Genomic DNA, 19,846 nt, shown 5'->3' on the forward strand with positions numbered 1-19,846 from the left:
AAATAAATCAGGAATATTTTTCAAAATTAGGTCAATTGACCTAATTTTGAAAATACATTTATGTCAACGAAAGAAATAATATTACAAACGGCGCTTAACTTGTTTAATGAGAACGGAATAAATTCTGTAACGACAAGATCCATCGCGACGGAAATGGGAATCAGCCAGGGGAATCTTCAATATCACTATAAAAATGTGGATACGATTATTGAAGCGCTCTTTAGCAATCTAACCCAGGAATTCAACCAGCTTGTATCAGCACTTGAAACAGGTGAGTATCTTGCACCGGAGGAACTGTGGCTTTCTGTTCATCGAACATTTCCATTGATTTACAACTACCGGTTTATTTTTCTGCATTTTGTGGAAATAGCCAGGCGTATTCCTGCGATAGGAAAAAAATATGCGGCGATAAACAGTCAACGGAAAATACAGTTTATGGCCATTATCCATAAGCTTGTAGAATCCGGTTATTTCAGGAAGGAAATTCCAGAGGAACAATATCATCACCTGATCACAAGATTATTTATCACTGCAGATTTTTGGCTCAGCAGCAATGCAATAACTGGCAATGCTAAAGGAAAGAACGCCATAAAAGTTTTTACGGACGTCTTCTTCTCAAACTTCTATCCTTATCTTACTCCCAAAGGAATAAAGAAATTTTATTCAGCGCAATAGGAACAAGCTTTGCGCAACTCTTTTAACAAACAATATGTTTTGTGTTATTACCGGAGGTCCGGGTGCGGGCAAAACGACACTAATTGAGGCCTTACAAAAAGTAAATTTTATTTGCATGCCCGAAGTGGCAAGGGAGATCATTCGAGAGCAATCGGCTACTAATGGTGAGGGCTTGCCGTGGAAAAACAGGGAATTGTATGCAGCGCTCATGCTGGACGGATCCCTTGCTTCATACAATGCAGCACCTGCAGGCAATAGTATTGTATTTTTCGACCGTGGCATACCGGATGTTATGTGCTATCATCGGTTGATTAACCTACCAATTACGGCGCATTTATCCGATGCCGTTTCACGTTACCGGTACAACGAGAAAGTATTTATTCTTCCTCCATGGCCAGAAATCTATCATACAGATTCCGAGCGCAAACAGGACTGGCAGGAGGCGGAATACACTTTTCACCTGATGAAGCAGGTTTATGAAGATTGCGGCTACACTCCCATCGAAGTGCCGCGGCAGGGTGTAGAGGAAAGGGTGGAGTTTGTGAAGAAAGAGTTGAGGTGTGAGGTTTAAGGCGTAAGGCGTTGGGGTATCAGGTTTCAGATGTCAGGTTTCAGGCTTTATCTTACTGTCTTACTATCTTACTGTCTTACTATCTTACTGCCTTACTATCTTACTGTCTTACCATCTTACGGTCTTACGGTCTTACGGTCTTACACGTCTTACTCGTCTTACTCGTCTTACGGCCTTATCTTTGCCTCATGACAGTCTATTATTGTTACGATGCCTATTGTGGCTGGTGTTACGGATTTAGTCCGATCATTAAGAGAATTGCTGAAGAATATAAAGATCGCCTGGCCTTCGAAGTGCTATCCGGCGGCATGATCATTACAGAAAAGCCTGTAGCTATTGGCGCTACAGCTTCTTATATTCAACAAGCATATAAAACGGTTGAAGAACGCACCGGCATTGAATTTGGTCAGGATTATCTCTGGCATGTTTTCAATCCGGATAAAAGTGACTGGTTCCCCAGTTCTGAAAAACCTGCTATAGCTATGTGTATTTTTAAGGGGATATATCCTGATGAGCAGGTGGCTTTTGCTGCCGATCTGCAATATGCATTACATTACGAAGGAAGGGATTTGTGCGACGATGAAGCCTACCGGCATTTGCTGGAGAAATATCAAATAGATGCAGAGGATTTTTACCGCAAGCTGCGTGATGAAGCATACAAAGAAAAAGCCTATTACGAATTTGCGTTGTGTAAACAGTTACAGGTAACAGGTTTTCCAACCGCGTTTTTGCAGGTTAGCGAATCAAAATTTTATTTGTTAACGCGCGGATTTACGGAATACGAACAATTTAAAAACACGATTGATAATGTTTTGACAGAACTGTAGAGACGTTGCACCGCAACGTCTCGTTCTAAAAAAACGTTGCACCGCAACGTCTCGTTCCAAAAACGTTGCACCGCAACGTTCACATTATTCCAAAACGCCGTTGCATGACGTTGTCATGCAATAAAAAAGAGACGTTGCAGTGCAACGTCTCTACGGTGTTTGATCCTAATAACCCGGGTTCTGTTTTAATTGTCTTGATGCATTTAATACGTTCTGACCAATTGGGAAAATAACTGTGTGGTCGTCTGCATCGGGCTTTTTATCCCACCACGTTCCAGAATGAAACACACCCCATCGAACAAGATCGGTTCTTCTTCTGCCTTCAACCAAAAATTCCCTGCCCCACTCATCGAGGATTTCCTGGTTGGTCAACTGACTTCCGTCTGCTTTATAAAGACTTGGGGAACCATCAGGATAATTACGAACACGTACCGCATTTAACAAAGAAGCAGCACCAGCTTTATCACCCTGCCTGTATTTGCATTCTGCCAATGAATAATAGATCTCTGCAAATCTTATTTCTGCATAAGCAGACGAAATCTTATTAGCATCATCACTTGGATAGAACGGATACTTTACAGGAAAATAACCGGAGTTATGATCTCCATGATTCATGTTGGATTCTTTGTCTGCTATTTTAGTTCCAGGTTTTGCGTCGAGGAACATGCCTGCCTGGTCACGAATAAACAACGGATATGGTCCTTTGTTGCCACGCACAGTGTCTATTCTTCCATCAACAGTTGTATAAGGGAGATAACCAAAAAGGAACATGCCTTCCCTTTTACTATTGCCTAAATTTTTATACTTTTTCAACCGAAAATCATCCGGATATTTTTGAAACTTAACAACAGGTTTGCCTAATGCAAAGCTGTATTCAACACTATCAACATCTCTTCCTGGCTGTAGGGCAAATTTTGGATTAGCTTCTCCCCAATCAGTAAAACCAAAATATCGGGGAGCCTCATAAGTTATGGCATTAAAATACATACCACCGTCGTACTGCCAGTGTGTAAGCCCAAAGCTTCCGGGGAAACCAAAGATTGTTTCGGATGATTGTGCATTGTTGTAATCAAATGGTGCGTCCCATCTTTGCTCAAGTGCATAGGAACCATATTTGCCGTTAATAAGATCTTCACAAAGAGCAGCGCATTCAGTGAATTTATCAATGCCGGTATATGCTTTGGAATTCAGGTACAGTCTCACTAATAAAGCAGCGGCGCCACCTTTTGTCCACCGCCCAATCGCATTGTTGCCTAATTGATCCCTTGTGAACAAAGCTGGCAACGCATCTTTCAATTCTTTTTCAATAAAATCAAAAGTCTCTTGTGGTGAAACCTGCGGACCGCCGAGCACTTCACCTTTAACTTTTGTTACCAACACAATATTCCTGTAAAAATCGACTGCCCGTAGATTTAGCCAGGCTCTTAGCGTTTTTAACTCTGCAATCATGCCGTCAAGTTCTGTTTGTGTCATACTGAATTTTGCAGGATCAGTAATTCCTTCCAGATCTTCCAATGAATTTGTTGCAAGGCAAATGCCCTCATACAGCGCGTTCCACGCATCATTTGTAAATCCATCATTTGGTGTCCATGTATGATAATGAACCCGCTGAAACTGCCCGCCATCAAACCAGTCGCCCTGCCTGTTCAGCGTCATTAGTTCATCTGTACTGTTTTCCTGCAACATAAATGTGTTGCCGCCCTGTATGCTCCAGTAAGAATGTTCAAAGGCCCTTAAAAAATCTCTGATCACATCCTCTTTCGTCTGCAGAAAATTGCCGGAATCGATCGTATCATATAAAGTCTCATCAAGTTTTGTACAGCTTACAGAAAGTGTAAGTACAATATAAAATGCAGATTTAAACACGCGGCTTATAAATTTATTATGTATCATTTTTAAAGGTTTTGCTTAGAAATTAACCTGAAGTCCGAAAAGTAGCTGAAGTGACGAGGGGTAATAATTGAGCCTGTTGTTTACTCCCGGATATAAGCCATTGATTGGCACAAGGTCAGGATCACCCCCTTTATATTTTGTAAAGCAATGCAAATTTCTGGCAGTAGCGTAAACACGTGCCGACCGAATTTTGATGCTCTGGCTAAACCGGCAGGTATAACCAACAGACATGTTGTCAATTTTTACAAAGTTGCCGGACTCAAGAAAGTAATCAGATAAAGTTGCGTACGTAGCGCCGTTTGTAAGCTTTGAATATTTACCGCCGTCATAAGCCGTTGTAAGCACGTTGGCATTTTGCTGCGTAGCGGGTGTACCCAGTTTAAATGCGAAGGTGTTAAAGATCTTGTAGCCAAAAACTCCGCGAAGAAACACACCTGCATCCCAGTTCCTGTATTTAAAATAGTGTCCCATACTTGCAGTGAATTGAGGTAATCCATTACCGGTATATTGCTTATCATCATTAGTGGCTTTATCTCCTCTTATTGTCTTTCCATCTTTAGTATATACCAATAAGGCCCCGGTGCTATCTACTCCGGCGGAACGCCATGTATAGAAGCTCCCAACACGTCTGCCTTCTTCTATTCGCTGAACATTGCCGGGGGTTCCGGGACCAGGCATACCAACTACATCAACGTACTTTTGCCCTTTGTATATTTCGTTAGAAAAAGAGATGAATTTGTTGCTATTGGTAGCCCCCGCAAACGAAATATTATAGTTGAAGTCTTTGTGCCTTACAACATTTGCATTGAGCTGAATTTCCAGCCCGGCATTTTTCATGGTTCCCACATTTGCGTAAGTCTGCTGTCTGATATTGGGCGGATTCGGCACATTGTAATCACCTAGTAAATCCTTGTTGGTTCGTTGATAATAGTTAATGCTACCGGAAAGTAAACTTTGAAACAGATCGAAATCCACGCCTGCATTAAAATTGATCGCTTTCTCCCACCTCAGATTGTAATTCGCGTTCTGATTGGGTCCCCAAACCTGGTAAGTCGTTCCGTTGTATATATAATAGCCATAGCCTCCGTATGTATTTAATGATTTATAATTACCAAAATCCTGATTACCGGTTGTACCATAATCCGCTCTTAATTTAAGATCGTTCAACCAGGGAATGTTTTGCATGAATTTCTCCTGGGTTAGCCGCCAGGCAACAGCGACGGCCGGAAAATTACCCCACTTGTTTGACTTTCCGAACTTAGAGGAACCTTCATGTCTTAAGCTGGCAGACAAATAATATTTTTTGTTGAAGTCATAGTTTACCCGGCCGAAAAAAGAAATTAGTTTGGAACTGTTTTTCGATGAGCTAACGCCCTTTATGCCAGTTTCGGCATCCCACCAACCTGCTTCCATATTGTTATAGGTCAGCACATCAGACGGAAACCCCTCGTTACCGGCAGAAAATTGAGAATAGGTTGAATATTGATAAGAATATCCACCAGCCAGCTTAAACGCGTGCTTGCTTATGTTCACATCATAATTGCCTATCCATTCAAAATTCTTTTGATCGGTATCTTCCTGCTTTTGCTGCGCAGTGCTGCGTCCGTTACCTCCGTTTGATTTTTGCTTATAAGTAATGGTTGAGGGTGTAAAATCATAATTGCGATAAGAGAAGCCAGTTTCTCCAACCGTTACAGTTGTGCTTAAGGTCTTTGTTATGTTGAGTTTAAAAGAGCCACTCATGTCAATGAGTTTGGCATCTTGCTGTTTAAGTATAGCCTTTGCTTCTTCTATCGGGTTGTTGGCAAAAAAACCGGTACGGATATAGGCATATCTGCCAAGGCTGTCATAAGGCGACATTGTTGGATTCAGCGTTAGTGCATAGTTGAACCCTTCCATATAAGCGTGATTCACTTTATAATACCTTGGTGCTATATTTATTGACGCTGTATACAGATTATTTGCTGCAGTGTGATTAATATTCAACCTTGCTCCATATTCTTCTTTTGTTGCACGCAGATCAATCCCCTCTGCCCTGCGATAATCTGCAGATACCATATAATTGGTTTTAACACCACCGCCGGAAAACTGAAGTGTATGTTTGGTTGATATGGCAGGATCGCGGCTTACTTGTTTCAGCCAATCTGTATTGTGCCCAAAATCATTACCTCTTTCCTTATGTGCAACGAACTCATCCCTTGACAGCACCTTCAATTTATTGGTGATAAAATCCAGTCCAATGTATCCATCGTAAAATAGCCGCGGTTCGGATGATCCTTTTTTAGTAGTGATGATAATTACACCGTTGCTGCCGCGCGTTCCATAAATAGCAGATGCAGCACCACCCTTTAGAACATCTATCGACTCTATATCGTTTTGATTAATATTGTTGATATTACCACCTGGTATTCCATTGATAACATACAAAGGTTCCAACCCGGCATTCCTGGATGAAACACCTCTTAGCTGGATCGTTGGCGTAGAGTTTGGGTCAGCAGTAAATGTGTTTGAAACGGTTAGTCCCGCCACCTTTCCTTGCAATGACATTAGTGCGCCATTTCCTCCGACACTAAGCAACTCTTTTCCCGAAATATGTGTTACGGCGCTGGAGACTTCTTTTTTGTTAAGCGTTCCGTAGCCAATACTCACTACTGTAACGGTTACATTAGAGAGATCTGAAATGCCCTCACTGAGAACCACGTCAATAGTACTTTTTGAACCGACATAAACATGTTTGTCGGCGAAGCCAATGTGGGAGAATACCAGTGTGTCTTCATCGCTGGCCTTGACGGAAAAGGTTCCGTCTTTCTGCGTTTCTGTAGCAGCGCTTTTGTTTTTAACGATCACCGAAACACTCTGAAGTGCAACGTTACTTGTATCGGTGACTTTCCCGGTAATTGTTTTTAATTGTTGGGCTGACGACGAAAATGAAAACGTTAATAGAATCAGCAAGCAAAAGCTTAGACTTTTTTTCTTTCTCATGCGCGTAGGTTAAGGATTAGAGAATATTTTTTGATCGATGACTAAGGTGCGGCTAAATCGATAAAGCAAAGGCATCTAAATTATTCAGGACGGGCATAAGTTATTCCGGGAATCGTTAACTTAATTGCATTTTCGCATTGTTGACAGTACAAGAGGAATATTGCAGGAAAAGCATTGGTAACATGAAAAGGAAATTCTTTTCTATCAGGAATATCACAAAAAATCAGAGGAAGATAGGTTGAGGCAATGGTTTGCTTTACTATAACAGTACTTCCATAGAATGCTATTCAATTATTAATATGTTTTTCAAGCAATTTTTCCAGTCTGAAAATGGTATCATCCTTTTCTTTCAGCATCCGTTCGTATAGCTCAATTACTTTATCAAACGGATTGAAAGACGAGTGATAATTTAAATCGTTGATATTTGAATGGTCGCGATACATTTTCGAAATAATGTTCCTGGCTGTTTCTTCATTGAAGTTTTCAAAAGCTTCCCTTGGCAGTTCTAAAGCCTTTGAAATATGTTCCAATATTTCGGGTTCAATGTTTTCTCTTGCTTCCAGAAGCGAAATCTTTTTTTGGCTCCAATGCGCACCTAATTCGCAAGCGAGTGTATCTTGTTTCATTCCCAGCATTTCACGAAAACGTTTAACATTTCTTCCATGATGGATGTTATAATCGGTCATATCGCGTAGGGTTCGAAAACGCAAATGTAAGATATAAGCATTGCGGCAGCCACTTAATTATTGCATTAAAAAGTAAGCGGAGGAATAAATTAGCGCCAGCGAGGTAATGTTGAGAGTAGAAATATTGAGTCAGAAAATTATAGCGTTTCATTAAACGAAACAAGTCTGTATTGTTTAATGCGTATGTTGTTTGATGATCCGGCTTTCTGGAGGATTTCGGATGCTGTGTAAATCTGTCCTACACTTTTAAAGTGTAGGACAGATTTACACAGCATGTCGGGATACCTTGTGGCCTCAACTGTCTCATCACTCGCCTTTACTCCCTTCATCAGGTTCGCCGGCTGCTTCATCCAAACAATCTTTCACATACTGCATCATCATTTGTTTTTTAAAAGCAAACCAATCTTCACGGTATGCCGAATTATGAATCGCGTGATTGAACCTGGCAAAAGGTTTGCGGCCCTGCAATGTATCTTCAAAGTATTGCTGCTTATTTTCCGGAATTCTCCTTGTCACAAATAACTGCATAAAATTGTATGCAATGTGTGAACCGGGAGCCTTAATTAGAATTGAGCTTTTCCACGATTTAATTCTTTTTACCTGCTTTCTTACGTCTTCCTCCATCTCATTTTGCCAATCTGGCAAATCACGATTGGGCTCATCATCATCATCATCATCATCATCATCATCCTGATCATCTTTTTCATCATCATCTTCTTCCTCTTCGTCATCTTCAATCGAAATGCCATATAATGACAAATGTTCATCACTAAACATTTCCTCCGTTTCCCTGGTTTCCAGGTTTACGTAAAAAACATTACCCATATCAATCCCTTCAGCAATCGCACTTATCTGTTCATCCGACAATATGGAAGGCTTTGGCGGTCGCGGAAAATACCGCTTTTTAAAATCTGCCTCAATCTCTTTATCACCCGAACAAAGCAATAGGATTTCGAGCACAAGCCGCTCTTTTGTTTGATCCATTAATACTTCGCGCAACTTTTCAACAACAGCTTTATCCATCATCTTTCTATTCAATAAATAAAAAATGGAAACAAAATTACTAAATAATGTTGGGGGAGAAATCGACAGCGAAAAAGTGCCAACGTGTCCTACACTTCAAAGTGTAGGACACGTTGGCACTTTTTCGCTCATTCAATCTGCATTAACAAGCAGACGCGCACCCAGTGCTTATGGCTATTTTGTATATTCAACAACCACGTCCTGAATGCTATTGTTCTTGAAATTAGAGTATCCAAGAGAAAGAAAATCGCGTTTATTGCGCTTCAACCTGACAGGCAGTCCGGCAGTGTTGAATTGATCGCTTTCATCAGAAGCGGTGTTAACGCTGTAATTTCTATCCAACAACATAAATACATCATCCAGCTTTCTTATGGAAGGTTTCTTTGTATAAGTAACAGCAGGAATTACACGGTTGCCGTCCGCATCATATGAGTAGGTAAGAATGCGTCCCTTTATCTCTCCGGAGTATGTTGTGGCTACCGTAGTTTTTTCCCAGATCACCCTTCCCTTGTTATCAAGCTTCATTACTTTAACAGCACTGTCAAGCCCCCAGATCGGTTCCCAGATTTGCCCACCATAATAGATAGTTTGTATTATTGTATTTGAATCGGGATAAGAAAATAGATCGGCGCGGTCATAGTCGCCATATTTAGCGCTGTAGCCCAATGTCATCATCTTGCGCAATTTACCTTGTGGGTTATAAGTGAATTCAATCCTATCATATTCTCCATATTGGATCTTTTCAAGTTTTTTGTCATCGCTATAAAAAAAGTTGTAGTTCTTGACCGCTTCAGGGCCATAGCCAGTAGTGAACGAAACATTTTTCACCTGGTAACGGCCTTTAACATCCAGATGTATATCTGTATAAAAATCGGCTACCTTTTTACAGCCCGTCTGAATAACCAATATGCAGATTACCGCTAATAGAGAAAGTATATTTTTATTTTTCATGATTAGTTTTGTTAATTGATGAAGGATAGATTACTCATTGATATACTCGATTGTGGCATCAGGCTTGTTTGATGCACCTTTGGGATTCGTATACCAGATTCCTAAAAAGTCGCGACCAACACGTGCCAACGTGATCGGCAATCCGGCTTTGTTTACCTGGCCTGATTCATCAACCGCAGTATTAACGGAATAGTTACGATCAATTAACTGAAAAGCAGGATGCAGCCGCCTTATGTTCGGTTTGAGTGTATAGGAAACGCCTGGAATTACCAGGTTTCCACGCTCATCATATTTATAAATGGTGCTGTCGTGCGCGTTGGTAACTTCTTTAACAACACGTCCTTTACCATCGAGATATAATGTAGATGTTTTTGTGAGGATTGTAGTTGAGTCCTTATAAACAAAGGTCTCGTTCCTTAATGTTTCATAGGTACCGGCGCCATGGTCAAGAAAGACTTTGTATGATTTAAGGCGGTTGTGATCATCATACGACAGATTATAGTTTGGATAATAAAGATCAGCATTACCTAGCATGGTGATCTTAACGGGGTTGCCCTTTGCATCGTAATTGAACCTGGCACCCATTACCCATTGATTGTCATCGCGAACAAACTGAATCGTATTGATCTTGTAATGACTCAGCGCATTTTGCTGGACATCTTCGAGCCAACCGGAAGCTTTTTTGCACCCCGGCAAAAAATACAACAGGAACACGGAGCAAATTACCGTGGCAGCACGGGTTATTCTTTTCATGATAAATGGTTTGTGGTTTTGAGATAATTTTTTTGTTATAAAGCTTGTTTATAGGCAATACGATGCCGTTTCCCTTGCGGGAATATTTTTTCAGTTTTAATGCGGGTACGAACAATTGTCTTTGCTTCGGGCAACGTAAAACACAACCACAATCAAATCATTCGCGTAACGAGACGATGATCTAATAGCAACTTGCCCTTTATGTCATGGTATTGGAAGTAACTGCGCGGACATCGCACAGCTGGTACACCGGCTTTCACAATTACAAGCAACCTTTGAAAAGTCTGGTTTAAGATCTCTTTTAAGCCGGTCAATCGACAAAATTAAACGACAAAAAAAGCTTTGTCAATAGCCGTCGCAAATTTTAAGGTGGTGGGTGCAGAATTTATTATTTGCATTTAGACAACTTATCAAACAAAAGCGGTGTCACTTCCTATAAAAGATATAACAGCACCTAATTTGCAAAAAGTTGTCCTACACTTTGAAAGTGTAGGACAACTTTTTGATGCACTTACCGCAGAAAGAAATGCATTCTTTAATGGAGAATTGAAAATGAGGGCACACCTAAAACAAGAAAATGCTTTATTAGTTGAGTGATCGGCCCTCATACATTACGCCTCACGCCTCCACACGTGAAACCTGGTACCTGACACCTCATAGCTAATAGCTGACAGCTAATAGCTACATTAAAACAACTTACAAAAAAGAAGTGCTGCTACTTCCTTTACAGGATATAACAGCACCTAACTATTTAACAGCAAAAAGAAAATATCTGTTGCTTAACTTTTCACTATTGACCATTCACCATTCACTACAAAGACACGCCTCTCTTCCATAAAATAAAATCATCCTGTCCATGTCTTACAGCAGCCACTTTTTCTTCTCCGCTAGCAACCTTAATAAGATAATCAAGGATGCGTTCACCCGCTTGTTCGATAGTTTCTTCACCATCTATGATGCTACCGGTATTTATATCAATGATATCAGGCATCTTTTTATATAAAGCGGTGTTGGTAGAAAGCTTTACAACGGGTGCAATCGGATTACCGGTAGGCGTACCAAGACCGGTTGTGAACAGCACGATATTAGCGCCGCTACCTACTTCTGCAGTAGTTGATTCCACGTCATTACCGGGAGTACACAAAAGATTCAGACCTGGCTTTGTTACTTTTTCAGGATAATCAAGCACATCAGTAACAGGGGAGCTTCCGCCTTTTTTTGCAGCACCTGCAGATTTGATAGCATCTGTAATTAATCCGTCTCTGATATTACCGGGAGAAGGATTCGCATCAAACCCGCTGCCGACAGCCTTTGCACGGTCATTATACAGTGTCATCAGGCTATTAAACCTGGTAGCAACCTCATCAGTTACACATCTGTCGCTCATTTCCTGTTCCACACCATTCAGTTCGGGAAACTCGGAAAGAATAACAGAGCCCCCTAAAGAAACCACCAGATCGGAAGTGAACCCTATCGCAGGATTTGCTGAAATTCCGCTAAAGCCATCAGAACCACCGCACTCAAGCCCAATACACAACTTACTTAACGGAGCTGGCTTTCTTTCAATCTTATTTGCATCAATCAGTCCTTTAAATGTTTTGCTGATCGCCTCAGCCATTACGTCTTTTTCAAGACCGATCCTTTGTTGTTCAATAACGTATAGCGGCTTGCTGAAATTAGGATCGCGTTTTGCTATCTCGTCCTTCAGAATGGATACCTGCGAGTGCTGGCAACCAAGACTCAAAACTGTTGCACCTGCAACATTGCTATGTGTTATGTATCCCGCCAATAAACCACACAATGCCTGCGCATCCTGACGCGTGCCACCGCAACCACCATCGTGTGTAAGAAATTTTATTCCGTCCACATTTTTAAACAAGCGTTGCTGCTGATCATTTTCCAAAGCGATATCAACCGGCATATCATCTAAACTTCTGCCGGATTTATATAACTCGATCATCTGGTTAGCGAAATTGTCATACTTGCTTTTTCTGCCATAACCCAGTTTTTCAATCAACACTTCTTTGATAACTTCTACATTTCTGTTTTCACAAAAAACCAGCGGCACTATCAACCAATAATTGGCAGTACCTACACTGCCATCCGGACGATGAAAACCATTGAAGGTTGCCTCTTTCCATTTGTTTACATCCGGTTTGTGCCAGTCCGTTTTGCGTTTCCCCAACGTGTATGGATCCGCAGCATGCTGCAGATTCTCTGTTGTTATCGCTGCTCCTTTTTTTATCGGAGCTTTTGCTTTGCCCACTAAAACACCATACATATACACGGCTTCACCTTGCTGCAGCGCCACAGTGGTAAATTTATGTTTGGCTGCGATGTCTTCTTCCAACACGAAGTCCTCACCGTTATATTGTAGAGTCTCACCTTTTTTTAAATTCTGAAGGGCTACAATCACATTATCCTTTGGATGCACTTTTGTTATTACATGCTTCATAGTTATGCAATGTTTAGATACGATAGGTTTTGTAAGGTTGTTTCTATTCCTTTATGTGTAAGATTCTGAATACTTTCTTTTACTGCGCGGGCAAATCCTTCGGGCTTTGTAAGATCTGTCTGCCACAATGTTTGATCGGCTAATGCACGATCAACAAGATCATCTGCATCTGCTGCTTCCGCCCAATATTTCTTCAATATTTCTGCCTTATCATCTTTGATCAGGTACTCACCAGTCTGACCTTCACCGTCACTTGTTTTGCAATTTTTCATAAACAGCAGGTAAGCTGCGAACCCTGTTGCCATGAAATAAGGAACTTCATGACGCCTTTCATAATATTTCAACAGCACCGGCACATTGCGTAACAGCATTTTTGAAGTGTATTGCAATGCAATGCTCAGCCATTTGTGTTCAATGTAAGGATTACTAAAACGATCAATTACTTTCAAAGAAAACGTTTTAGCTTCATCATATGAAATGCTGTCATCCGTGATCGCATTACAGATTTCATTGAGCATTAGTTCCGTCACAAAGCTTTTGAAATATGTTTTTTGCATCGCGTCCCGCACTGTTTCAAAACCAGCCAGCACTGCAAGCCCGCACAAATAAGTATGCGTTCCGTTCAGCAATCTCAACTTTAATTCCCTGAATTTGTAAATGTCCGGAGCAAGTACAACGCCGTCATCTGCCTGGCTGAAGGATAGCACATTTTTCACTTTTTCGGAGCTGGTTTCTATTGCCCATAACCTGTACACTTCGCTCATTATCATCAGGTCGTCAGTATATCCCAGTGACTGTTGAGCAGCCGTTTTTTCTCCGCCTGAAAGTTTTCCAGGTACTATTCTATCAACAAGTGAGTTACAGAAATGGTTGGCATTTTCAAGCCATTTAACGAAGCCGTCATTCAAATGATTAAATGCAGCCAACTGTAACAGAATAGCTTTCAATTTGGTGGCATTTTCTGTTATCAGCTCGGTTGGAATAATTACCATCCCTGCTTCATCAGATCCATTAAAAGCTTTATATCTCTCGTGAAGGAAGGCCAATAATTTTCCGGGAAATGAGGCTGGTACTCCTTCAAAAATATTCTCTTCATGGTACGTGATACCCACTTCCGTTGTATTGGAAATGATTAGTTGTATGTCAGGATTTACTGCGCATTTTAACACGTCCTGCCATTGATCGTTCGCCGACACAACACGGCTGATGCTTTCATTTACTATAGATTCGTCCTTAGTAACACCGTTCTCAATTCCGCGGACAAAATGGGTGTATAATCCATCCTGGCTTGCAAATTCATCTGCTCCTCCGCTGCTGGTGGATTTGACAACAACTACGCTGCCGTTAAATATTCCCTGCTTGTTTGCTTTATCAATAAAATAATCACACAATCCACGCAGTAAAACACCAGTACCGAATTGCAGAACTTTTTCCGGCAGCTCCTTTTTTGGAACAATATGTTTTGAAAGTTGCATCTGTAAATTTTTATTCATCGACCGGTACACTGGCTTTTCAGTATACGAAATAAAATATAATTCTAATAAGGCTTGCTATTGCCTTTTGCTTAATTCTTGTTGGTTTTTATCAGAGGGAGGTATAAGGTATCAGGCGTAAGGTATCAGGTTTGATGCTGGGAGCTTTATCCCTTATATTAGTGCGATACCTCACCTCACGCCTCACACCTGAAACCTGAAACCTGATCGCTATCAGCCCCATTCGGTCATCACCTTTATCACTCCATTCTTCGGGTCAAGCCAGCTTTCGAACTGCTCCTTAATTTCATCAGCGCTACAGCGGTGTGTTATATAGTTAGAAGGCTGAACCAGCTTTTGTTTCATGCAATACATAACATGCTCAAAATCTGTTCTTGTTGCATTACGGCTACTCATTAACGTTGCTTCCCTCTTGTGAAATTCAGGATGACTGAATGAGATGTTGTCTTTCTGCAAACCGATGAGCACATATCTGGCGCCATGCGCCATGTATTGAAAGGCATTGTTTATTGCGCGTACACTTCCGGTGGCATCAATAACCACCGTTGGCATATCACCGTTTGTAATCTCACGTAACCTGTTCAACGCGTCTTCTTTTGCCGGATTAATTGTGTGTTGAATGCTGAGCGCTTCCTTGCAAAAAGCAAGCCGTTGTTCGTTCATATCCATTGCAATGACATTTGCTCCCGCGATGCGTGCAAATTCCATTGTTCCCAACCCAATAGGTCCTGCGCCTATCACCAATACAAATTCATCTTTTTGAACACCCGCCCTTCTTACGCCGTGAGCCCCGATTGACAGTGGCTCCACCAAAGCAAGTTCATCCGTCGTCAATCCACCTCCGTGAACGAGTGAATAAGAAGGCACTGATAAATATTCCGTCATACCACCATCTACATGTACGCCACTAACCTGTATAGAAGCACAGCAATTTGGCTTCCCATTCCGGCAGGCTATACAGGTACCGCAGTTGAAGTAAGGAATGATTGTAACGATTTCATTTGCAGAAAATCCGTCATTACCATCTTTATCCACCAGTTCTGCTGCAAGTTCGTGTCCTAATATGCGCGGATAGTTAAAATAAGGCTGCGTGCCTTCGAACGCATGAAGATCAGTACCACAGATTCCTATTCTTTTTATTTTTAAGATGGCACGACCTTTTTCCATAACGGGCGCTGCCATCTCTTTGTATTCCAACAATCCGGGTTGTGAACAAACCAGTGTTTTCATTTTTATTTATTTCTTCAACAAAATTTTATAAGTCACAGCGTTTTCTGAGGGATAATTTTTTAGAGGCTGAATTACAAGTCCATCACTCTTTTGCGACCAGCTAACTTTTTCACTGCTTCCGACCAGCTCAACCGAAGCAACCCCATCTTTCCCGGTGCCGGCTGCAAGCGATCTAACGGTAATAGCAGTTTTTGGCACATCAAGCGCGATAGCGTACAATGCATCTCCTTTTGTTGTGAACCGAATATCCTGAGCTGTGAAAGGTTTCATTTTACTATCACCAAAAGCGCCGCCAACAACTTCGGTAGGGCCTTCACCGAATGTCTTCCATGGTCTTGTACCGTAGATTGCTTCGCCGTTTACACCAAGCCATTTGCCAATTGCAAGTAAAAGATCCTGTTGTTCCTGGGGAATTGTTCCATCCGGTTTGGGACCGATATTCAATAAAAGATTTCCGTTTTTGCTAACGATGTCAACCAAATTCGTGATCAGGTATTTGGGGGATTTAAAGCTTTCGTCGGGAATATAACCCCAGGATTTAAATCCAACTGCGTCATCTGTTTGCCAATATAAATCCCTGATGCCAGTAAGTTTTCCGCGCTCTATATCCAGTACGGCAGTACCTTCTTTAAAGCCCTCATATTTGTAGTTGATCACCACACCTTTGTTCCACTCCAGGCCTTTGTTGTAATAGTAAGATGCAAATGATTTTTTATATGCATCCAAAGCCGGTTGTTCTATCCACCAGTCGAACCAGAATAACTGCGGTTGATATTTGTCCACCAACTCCGTACATCTCAATAACCAATCATTCATGTATTCCGGAGACATGGTCTCATTTTCTTCTCTTGCCGGACCATAAAAGTCAGCGTATTTAGGATCATTCACATCAGAATCAAACTTCCTGCCTCCATTCATAAAAAACCAGTGCTCGATGCGATGAGAAGACAATCCAAATACAATATTTTTTTTCTTGATCGCCTGGCTCAATTCACCAATTATATCCCGCTTTGGTCCCATTTCCGCCGCGTTCCATTTGGATAAAGTCGTCTTGTACATTGCAAATCCATCATGATGTTCTGCCACAGGCACTACATATTTTGCACCGGATTTTACAAAAAGATCCGCCCACTCATCTGCATTAAATTTCTCTGCTTTAAACTGCGGAATAAAATCTTTATATCCAAATTTACTTTGCGGACCATATGTTGCTACATGATGCTTGAACTCATCTGAACCTTGTTGATACATATTTCTTGGATACCATTCACTGTTAAATGCAGGAACGGAGTAAACTCCCCAGTGAATGAATATTCCAAACTTTGCATCTTTAAACCAATCGGGTGTCTGGTATTTTTTTAAGGATTCCCAGGTAGCCTGATAACGGTCCTGTGCATGTGTAGCGATTACACACGTTACCAGGGTTAATAAGGCAATGAGTCGTTTTTTCATATAAAGCAGTTTGGTTGATTTTAGGTATCAGGTTTGAGGTTTGAGGTTTGAGGTTTGAGGTTTGAGGCTTGAGGTATGAGTCATAAGGTAGATGACCTTAAGTGGATACCTTATACCTTACGCCTTATACCTGATACCTGAAACCTGGTACCTGATACCTAATTTAATTTTCAATCGCCCTATCCAGGTGCACATATCCCCCATCCACATGAATCAATTGGCCGGTTGTATGGCTGGATCTTTCTGACAACAAAAATGCCGTTGTATTCGCAATTTCTTCAGATGTTGTCATTCTGTTTTCCAACGGAATTTTTGCAACGATCTGTTTTAATTTTTCATCCGGATTGGGCAAAGTCTTAATCCAGTTTTCATACAAAGGCGTCCAGCATTCAGCAACAACAATTGCATTCACACGAATGCCGTATTTCAGCAACTCAACAGCCCACTCGCGTGTAAGTGCATTTCTGCCACCATTTGCTGCCGCATATGCAGATGTTCCGCCCTGTCCTGTTTCTGCTGTTTTAGAAGTGATGTTCACGATGGCTCCTTTGCTTTTCTTAAGCTCAGGAAGTGCATACTGTGCCATCAGATAATAGTGTACCAGGTTTTTATGGAGCGACGCCATAAAGGCTTCATAATTGCCATTTTCCAGGTTAACACCGTCGTTTACACCAGCGTTATTTACGAGGCCATCAATGCGGCCTGCTTTTTCAAGAATCGTCTTTACAGCTTTCTCACACTCTTCAGGTTTTGTGAGTTCCGCTACGACCTGAAAAGCCTTGCCGCCTGCAGCTTCTACTTCCTGCAAGGTTTTGGTATTGTCTTCTTCATTTCTTCCCACGATAACAGGTATAGCACCTTCTGATGCAAGCACTTTTACAATGCCTTCGCCAATACCTTTTGCACCGCCTGTTACAATGATGATCTTATCTTTTAATTGTAAGTCCATAGTTATTTTAGCTGTCAGCTTTCAGCAATCAGCTATCAGCTGTTGCTCCGGCCGGTTGATTAATTTATTAGCTGTCAGCTTTCAGCAATCAGCAGTGAGCTTTTTGCCTGAGCTGGTTGATTAACTTTTAATTTGGTGTATGTACGAACAGGATTGTTATTGCTTATTCCTCCAACCCATAAAATTTTATTGCATTGCCACCCCAAAAAGCATTTTGCTCGGACTGAGTGAAGGAAGAAAAATAGTCTTCTGCTATTTCTTTCATCGCTTCATAAGAACCGGCTGCAAGGCACACCGGCCAATCCGAACCGTACATAATGCGATATGGGCCGAATGCATTCACCACTACATCCAGGTAAGGAGTGAATTGTTCTTTCTTCCAGTTTTTATGATCGGCTTCTGTTACCATTCCGGATATTTTACAAAACACATTTTCATTCTGTGCAATGGTTTCTATATCCGTCTTCCATTCATCAATCAAACCATCTTTGATATATGGTTTGGCGATATGATCAATTACAAAAGGCTGATCGGGAAACTGCTTTACGAGGTCAGCTGCATATTTCAACTGATCAGGAAAGATAAGAATATCGTAAGTAAAGCCAAACTGCTTCAACAAGCCAATACCGTTAGTGAAGGCTGGTTTCAGCATTAAAGCTCTGTCTGCTTCTCCCTGGAGAATGTGCCTGAACCCTTTTACTTTATCAAAGCTTTTATAGTATGAGAGCCTTTCTGCAATATCTTCAGACTGCAGATCAACCCAGCCCACATAGCCTTTAATAAAATCAAACTTTTCGGCATTCTGCAACTGAAAATCATTCTCTGCTTCAGTCTGGTCTACCTGCACCAACACGCATCCGTCAAGACCATTCCGTTGTAATACAGGATAGAGGTCCTCCGGCATAAAATCTTTCTTTATAGATTCATCCGGAATCCAGCTATGCGCAACCGGATCGTACTGCCAAAAATGCTGATGTGCATCAATTTTTTGCATAAGCTATAAGCTGCTGTTTAGATGAACCTAAACCGTCAATGCCCAGTTCTACAACATCACCTGCTTTTAAAAATACCTGTGGGTTCATACCCAATCCTACACCTGCCGGCGTTCCTGTAGAAATTACATCGCCAGGCAGTAGCGTCATAAATTTACTTACGTAAGAGATGATGAACGGTATTTTGAAAATAAGATTTGCAGTAGTACCATCCTGCATTTTTGTGCCATTTACAGTCAGCCAAAGACGCATGTTATTGATATCATCAATTTCATCTGGTGTTGCAAGGAATGGCCCGAGTGGTGCAAAAGTGTCGCAGCCTTTACCCTTATCCCATGTACCATTTCTTTCTAATTGAAATTCTCTTTCACTTACATCATTGTGCAAAACGTAACCTGCAACATGATCTAACGCTTCGCTTTCTTCCACGTAACTTGCTTTCTTTGAAATAACGATTGCCAGCTCTACTTCCCAGTCTGTTTTTACAGAATCTTTAGGAATCATGATCGGGTCGTTCGGACCTGTCAGAGAGGTTGTGGACTTAAAGAAAATCACCGGTTCAGAAGGTGTTGCTGCACCTGTTTCTTTCGCATGATCCGCATAATTTAAGCCAATGCAGATGATTTTAGAAGGGCGTGCCACAGGGCTTCCCAGGCGCACATCAGCGGGCACTTCAGGAAGATTGGATTGATTTTCATCCAAAAACTTTTGCAATCTGTTTAAGCCATCGTGCTCAAAAAATTGCTCATTGTAATCTTCACCAAATGCAGAAGTATCATACTTCACATCTCCAATGATTATTCCTGTTTTTTCTTTATTAGCCTCACCAAATCTGATCAGTTTCATAATTTGTTTATTTAATTGACAATTGAAAATTGACAATTGACAATGAGCGCCAAATTGCTTCTGGCATT

The 19,846-nt window shown here is 41.3% G+C and carries 17 protein-coding genes; 4 read left to right on the top strand and 13 right to left on the bottom strand.

Features of this window, described 5'->3' with window-relative positions; genetic code table 11:
- Positions 1-60 precede the first annotated feature (60 nt).
- The 3 genes from QTN47_RS08245 to QTN47_RS08255 all read left to right on the top strand — a co-directional run bounded on the left by QTN47_RS08245 (position 61) and on the right by QTN47_RS08255 (position 2,073).
- On the top strand, positions 61-675 hold the full coding sequence (locus tag QTN47_RS08245) for a TetR/AcrR family transcriptional regulator (RefSeq protein ID WP_369328872.1): 615 nt from the start codon (positions 61-63) through the stop codon (positions 673-675).
- A 34-nt stretch (positions 676-709) separates the two neighbouring features.
- Positions 710-1,246, top strand: a complete 537-nt coding sequence (locus QTN47_RS08250; RefSeq protein WP_369328873.1) for an AAA family ATPase — start codon at positions 710-712, stop codon at positions 1,244-1,246.
- Between the two features lie 188 nt (positions 1,247-1,434).
- A complete protein-coding gene (locus tag QTN47_RS08255; protein WP_369328874.1) occupies positions 1,435-2,073 on the top strand; it encodes a DsbA family protein in 639 nt (212 codons plus the stop codon).
- A 165-nt stretch (positions 2,074-2,238) separates the two neighbouring features.
- Here the strand turns inward: QTN47_RS08255 and QTN47_RS08260 are convergent, their stop codons facing one another.
- The 6 genes from QTN47_RS08260 to QTN47_RS08285 form a co-directional block, all read right to left on the bottom strand.
- Positions 2,239-3,966: a RagB/SusD family nutrient uptake outer membrane protein gene (locus tag QTN47_RS08260; protein ID WP_369328875.1), complete on the bottom strand. Its 1,728-nt coding sequence runs from the start codon at positions 3,964-3,966 to the stop codon at positions 2,239-2,241.
- 15 nt (positions 3,967-3,981) lie between these two features.
- Positions 3,982-6,948, bottom strand: coding sequence for a SusC/RagA family TonB-linked outer membrane protein (locus QTN47_RS08265; RefSeq protein ID WP_369328876.1), 2,967 nt, complete (start codon positions 6,946-6,948; stop codon positions 3,982-3,984).
- 287 nt (positions 6,949-7,235) lie between these two features.
- Positions 7,236-7,634 carry a helix-turn-helix domain-containing protein gene (locus QTN47_RS08270; RefSeq protein ID WP_369328877.1) on the bottom strand — a complete coding sequence of 133 codons (399 nt, stop codon included), beginning with the start codon at positions 7,632-7,634 and terminating at the stop codon, positions 7,236-7,238.
- A gap of 306 nt (positions 7,635-7,940) precedes the next feature.
- Positions 7,941-8,660: a hypothetical protein gene (locus QTN47_RS08275; RefSeq protein WP_369328878.1), complete on the bottom strand. Its 720-nt coding sequence runs from the start codon at positions 8,658-8,660 to the stop codon at positions 7,941-7,943.
- A gap of 171 nt (positions 8,661-8,831) precedes the next feature.
- Complete coding sequence (locus QTN47_RS08280) at positions 8,832-9,608, bottom strand: hypothetical protein (protein ID WP_369328879.1); 777 nt, start codon at positions 9,606-9,608, stop codon at positions 8,832-8,834.
- A gap of 30 nt (positions 9,609-9,638) precedes the next feature.
- Complete coding sequence (locus QTN47_RS08285) at positions 9,639-10,361, bottom strand: hypothetical protein (RefSeq protein WP_369328880.1); 723 nt, start codon at positions 10,359-10,361, stop codon at positions 9,639-9,641.
- A 423-nt stretch (positions 10,362-10,784) separates the two neighbouring features.
- On the opposite strand from QTN47_RS08285, the gene QTN47_RS08290 reads away from it, so the two are divergent.
- Positions 10,785-10,958 (top strand): hypothetical protein, encoded by a 174-nt coding sequence (locus QTN47_RS08290; protein WP_369328881.1) that lies wholly within the window; start codon positions 10,785-10,787, stop codon positions 10,956-10,958.
- Positions 10,959-11,172: 214 nt separating this feature from the next.
- Here QTN47_RS08290 and QTN47_RS08295 read toward each other — a convergent pair whose 3' ends face one another.
- From QTN47_RS08295 to QTN47_RS08325, 7 genes are all read right to left on the bottom strand, one after another.
- Positions 11,173-12,816, bottom strand: coding sequence for a UxaA family hydrolase (locus QTN47_RS08295; protein ID WP_369328882.1), 1,644 nt, complete (start codon positions 12,814-12,816; stop codon positions 11,173-11,175).
- Positions 12,817-12,818: 2 nt separating this feature from the next.
- Positions 12,819-14,291, bottom strand: coding sequence for a tagaturonate reductase (locus QTN47_RS08300; RefSeq protein WP_369328883.1), 1,473 nt, complete (start codon positions 14,289-14,291; stop codon positions 12,819-12,821).
- Positions 14,292-14,522: 231 nt separating this feature from the next.
- Complete coding sequence (locus tag QTN47_RS08305; RefSeq protein ID WP_369328884.1) at positions 14,523-15,539, bottom strand: zinc-binding alcohol dehydrogenase family protein; 1,017 nt, start codon at positions 15,537-15,539, stop codon at positions 14,523-14,525.
- Between the two features lie 6 nt (positions 15,540-15,545).
- Positions 15,546-16,991 (bottom strand): alpha-L-fucosidase, encoded by a 1,446-nt coding sequence (locus QTN47_RS08310; protein WP_369328885.1) that lies wholly within the window; start codon positions 16,989-16,991, stop codon positions 15,546-15,548.
- 163 nt (positions 16,992-17,154) lie between these two features.
- Positions 17,155-17,940, bottom strand: coding sequence for an SDR family oxidoreductase (locus tag QTN47_RS08315; RefSeq protein WP_369328886.1), 786 nt, complete (start codon positions 17,938-17,940; stop codon positions 17,155-17,157).
- A gap of 163 nt (positions 17,941-18,103) precedes the next feature.
- Positions 18,104-18,934, bottom strand: a complete 831-nt coding sequence (locus QTN47_RS08320; RefSeq protein WP_369328887.1) for an amidohydrolase family protein — start codon at positions 18,932-18,934, stop codon at positions 18,104-18,106.
- On the bottom strand, positions 18,921-19,778 hold the full coding sequence (locus tag QTN47_RS08325) for a fumarylacetoacetate hydrolase family protein (protein ID WP_369328888.1): 858 nt from the start codon (positions 19,776-19,778) through the stop codon (positions 18,921-18,923). The genes QTN47_RS08320 and QTN47_RS08325 overlap by 14 nt, the downstream gene beginning before the upstream one ends.
- Positions 19,779-19,846 lie beyond the last annotated feature (68 nt).

It is taken from the genome of Danxiaibacter flavus, from assembly GCF_041060425.1.
GTDB lineage: Bacteria > Bacteroidota > Bacteroidia > Chitinophagales > Chitinophagaceae > Danxiaibacter > Danxiaibacter flavus.

Excerpts from the sequence above, each read along its gene's own strand:
- QTN47_RS08275 (WP_369328878.1), bottom strand. The coding sequence starts at position 8,660 with ATGATGGATAAAGCTGTTGTTGAAAAGTTGCGCGAAGTATTAATGGAT.
- QTN47_RS08300 (WP_369328883.1), bottom strand. The coding sequence starts at position 14,291 with ATGCAACTTTCAAAACATATTGTTCCAAAAAAGGAGCTGCCGGAAAAA.
- QTN47_RS08260 (WP_369328875.1), bottom strand. The coding sequence starts at position 3,966 with ATGATACATAATAAATTTATAAGCCGCGTGTTTAAATCTGCATTTTAT.
- QTN47_RS08295 (WP_369328882.1), bottom strand. The coding sequence starts at position 12,816 with ATGAAGCATGTAATAACAAAAGTGCATCCAAAGGATAATGTGATTGTA.
- QTN47_RS08310 (WP_369328885.1), bottom strand. The coding sequence starts at position 16,991 with ATGAAAAAACGACTCATTGCCTTATTAACCCTGGTAACGTGTGTAATC.
- QTN47_RS08280 (WP_369328879.1), bottom strand. The coding sequence starts at position 9,608 with ATGAAAAATAAAAATATACTTTCTCTATTAGCGGTAATCTGCATATTG.
- QTN47_RS08315 (WP_369328886.1), bottom strand. The coding sequence starts at position 17,940 with ATGGACTTACAATTAAAAGATAAGATCATCATTGTAACAGGCGGTGCA.
- QTN47_RS08245 (WP_369328872.1), top strand. The coding sequence starts at position 61 with ATGTCAACGAAAGAAATAATATTACAAACGGCGCTTAACTTGTTTAAT.
- QTN47_RS08265 (WP_369328876.1), bottom strand. The coding sequence starts at position 6,948 with ATGAGAAAGAAAAAAAGTCTAAGCTTTTGCTTGCTGATTCTATTAACG.
- QTN47_RS08250 (WP_369328873.1), top strand. The coding sequence starts at position 710 with ATGTTTTGTGTTATTACCGGAGGTCCGGGTGCGGGCAAAACGACACTA.
- QTN47_RS08320 (WP_369328887.1), bottom strand. The coding sequence starts at position 18,934 with ATGCAAAAAATTGATGCACATCAGCATTTTTGGCAGTACGATCCGGTT.
- QTN47_RS08325 (WP_369328888.1), bottom strand. The coding sequence starts at position 19,778 with ATGAAACTGATCAGATTTGGTGAGGCTAATAAAGAAAAAACAGGAATA.
- QTN47_RS08285 (WP_369328880.1), bottom strand. The coding sequence starts at position 10,361 with ATGAAAAGAATAACCCGTGCTGCCACGGTAATTTGCTCCGTGTTCCTG.
- QTN47_RS08305 (WP_369328884.1), bottom strand. The coding sequence starts at position 15,539 with ATGAAAACACTGGTTTGTTCACAACCCGGATTGTTGGAATACAAAGAG.
- QTN47_RS08270 (WP_369328877.1), bottom strand. The coding sequence starts at position 7,634 with ATGACCGATTATAACATCCATCATGGAAGAAATGTTAAACGTTTTCGT.
- QTN47_RS08255 (WP_369328874.1), top strand. The coding sequence starts at position 1,435 with ATGACAGTCTATTATTGTTACGATGCCTATTGTGGCTGGTGTTACGGA.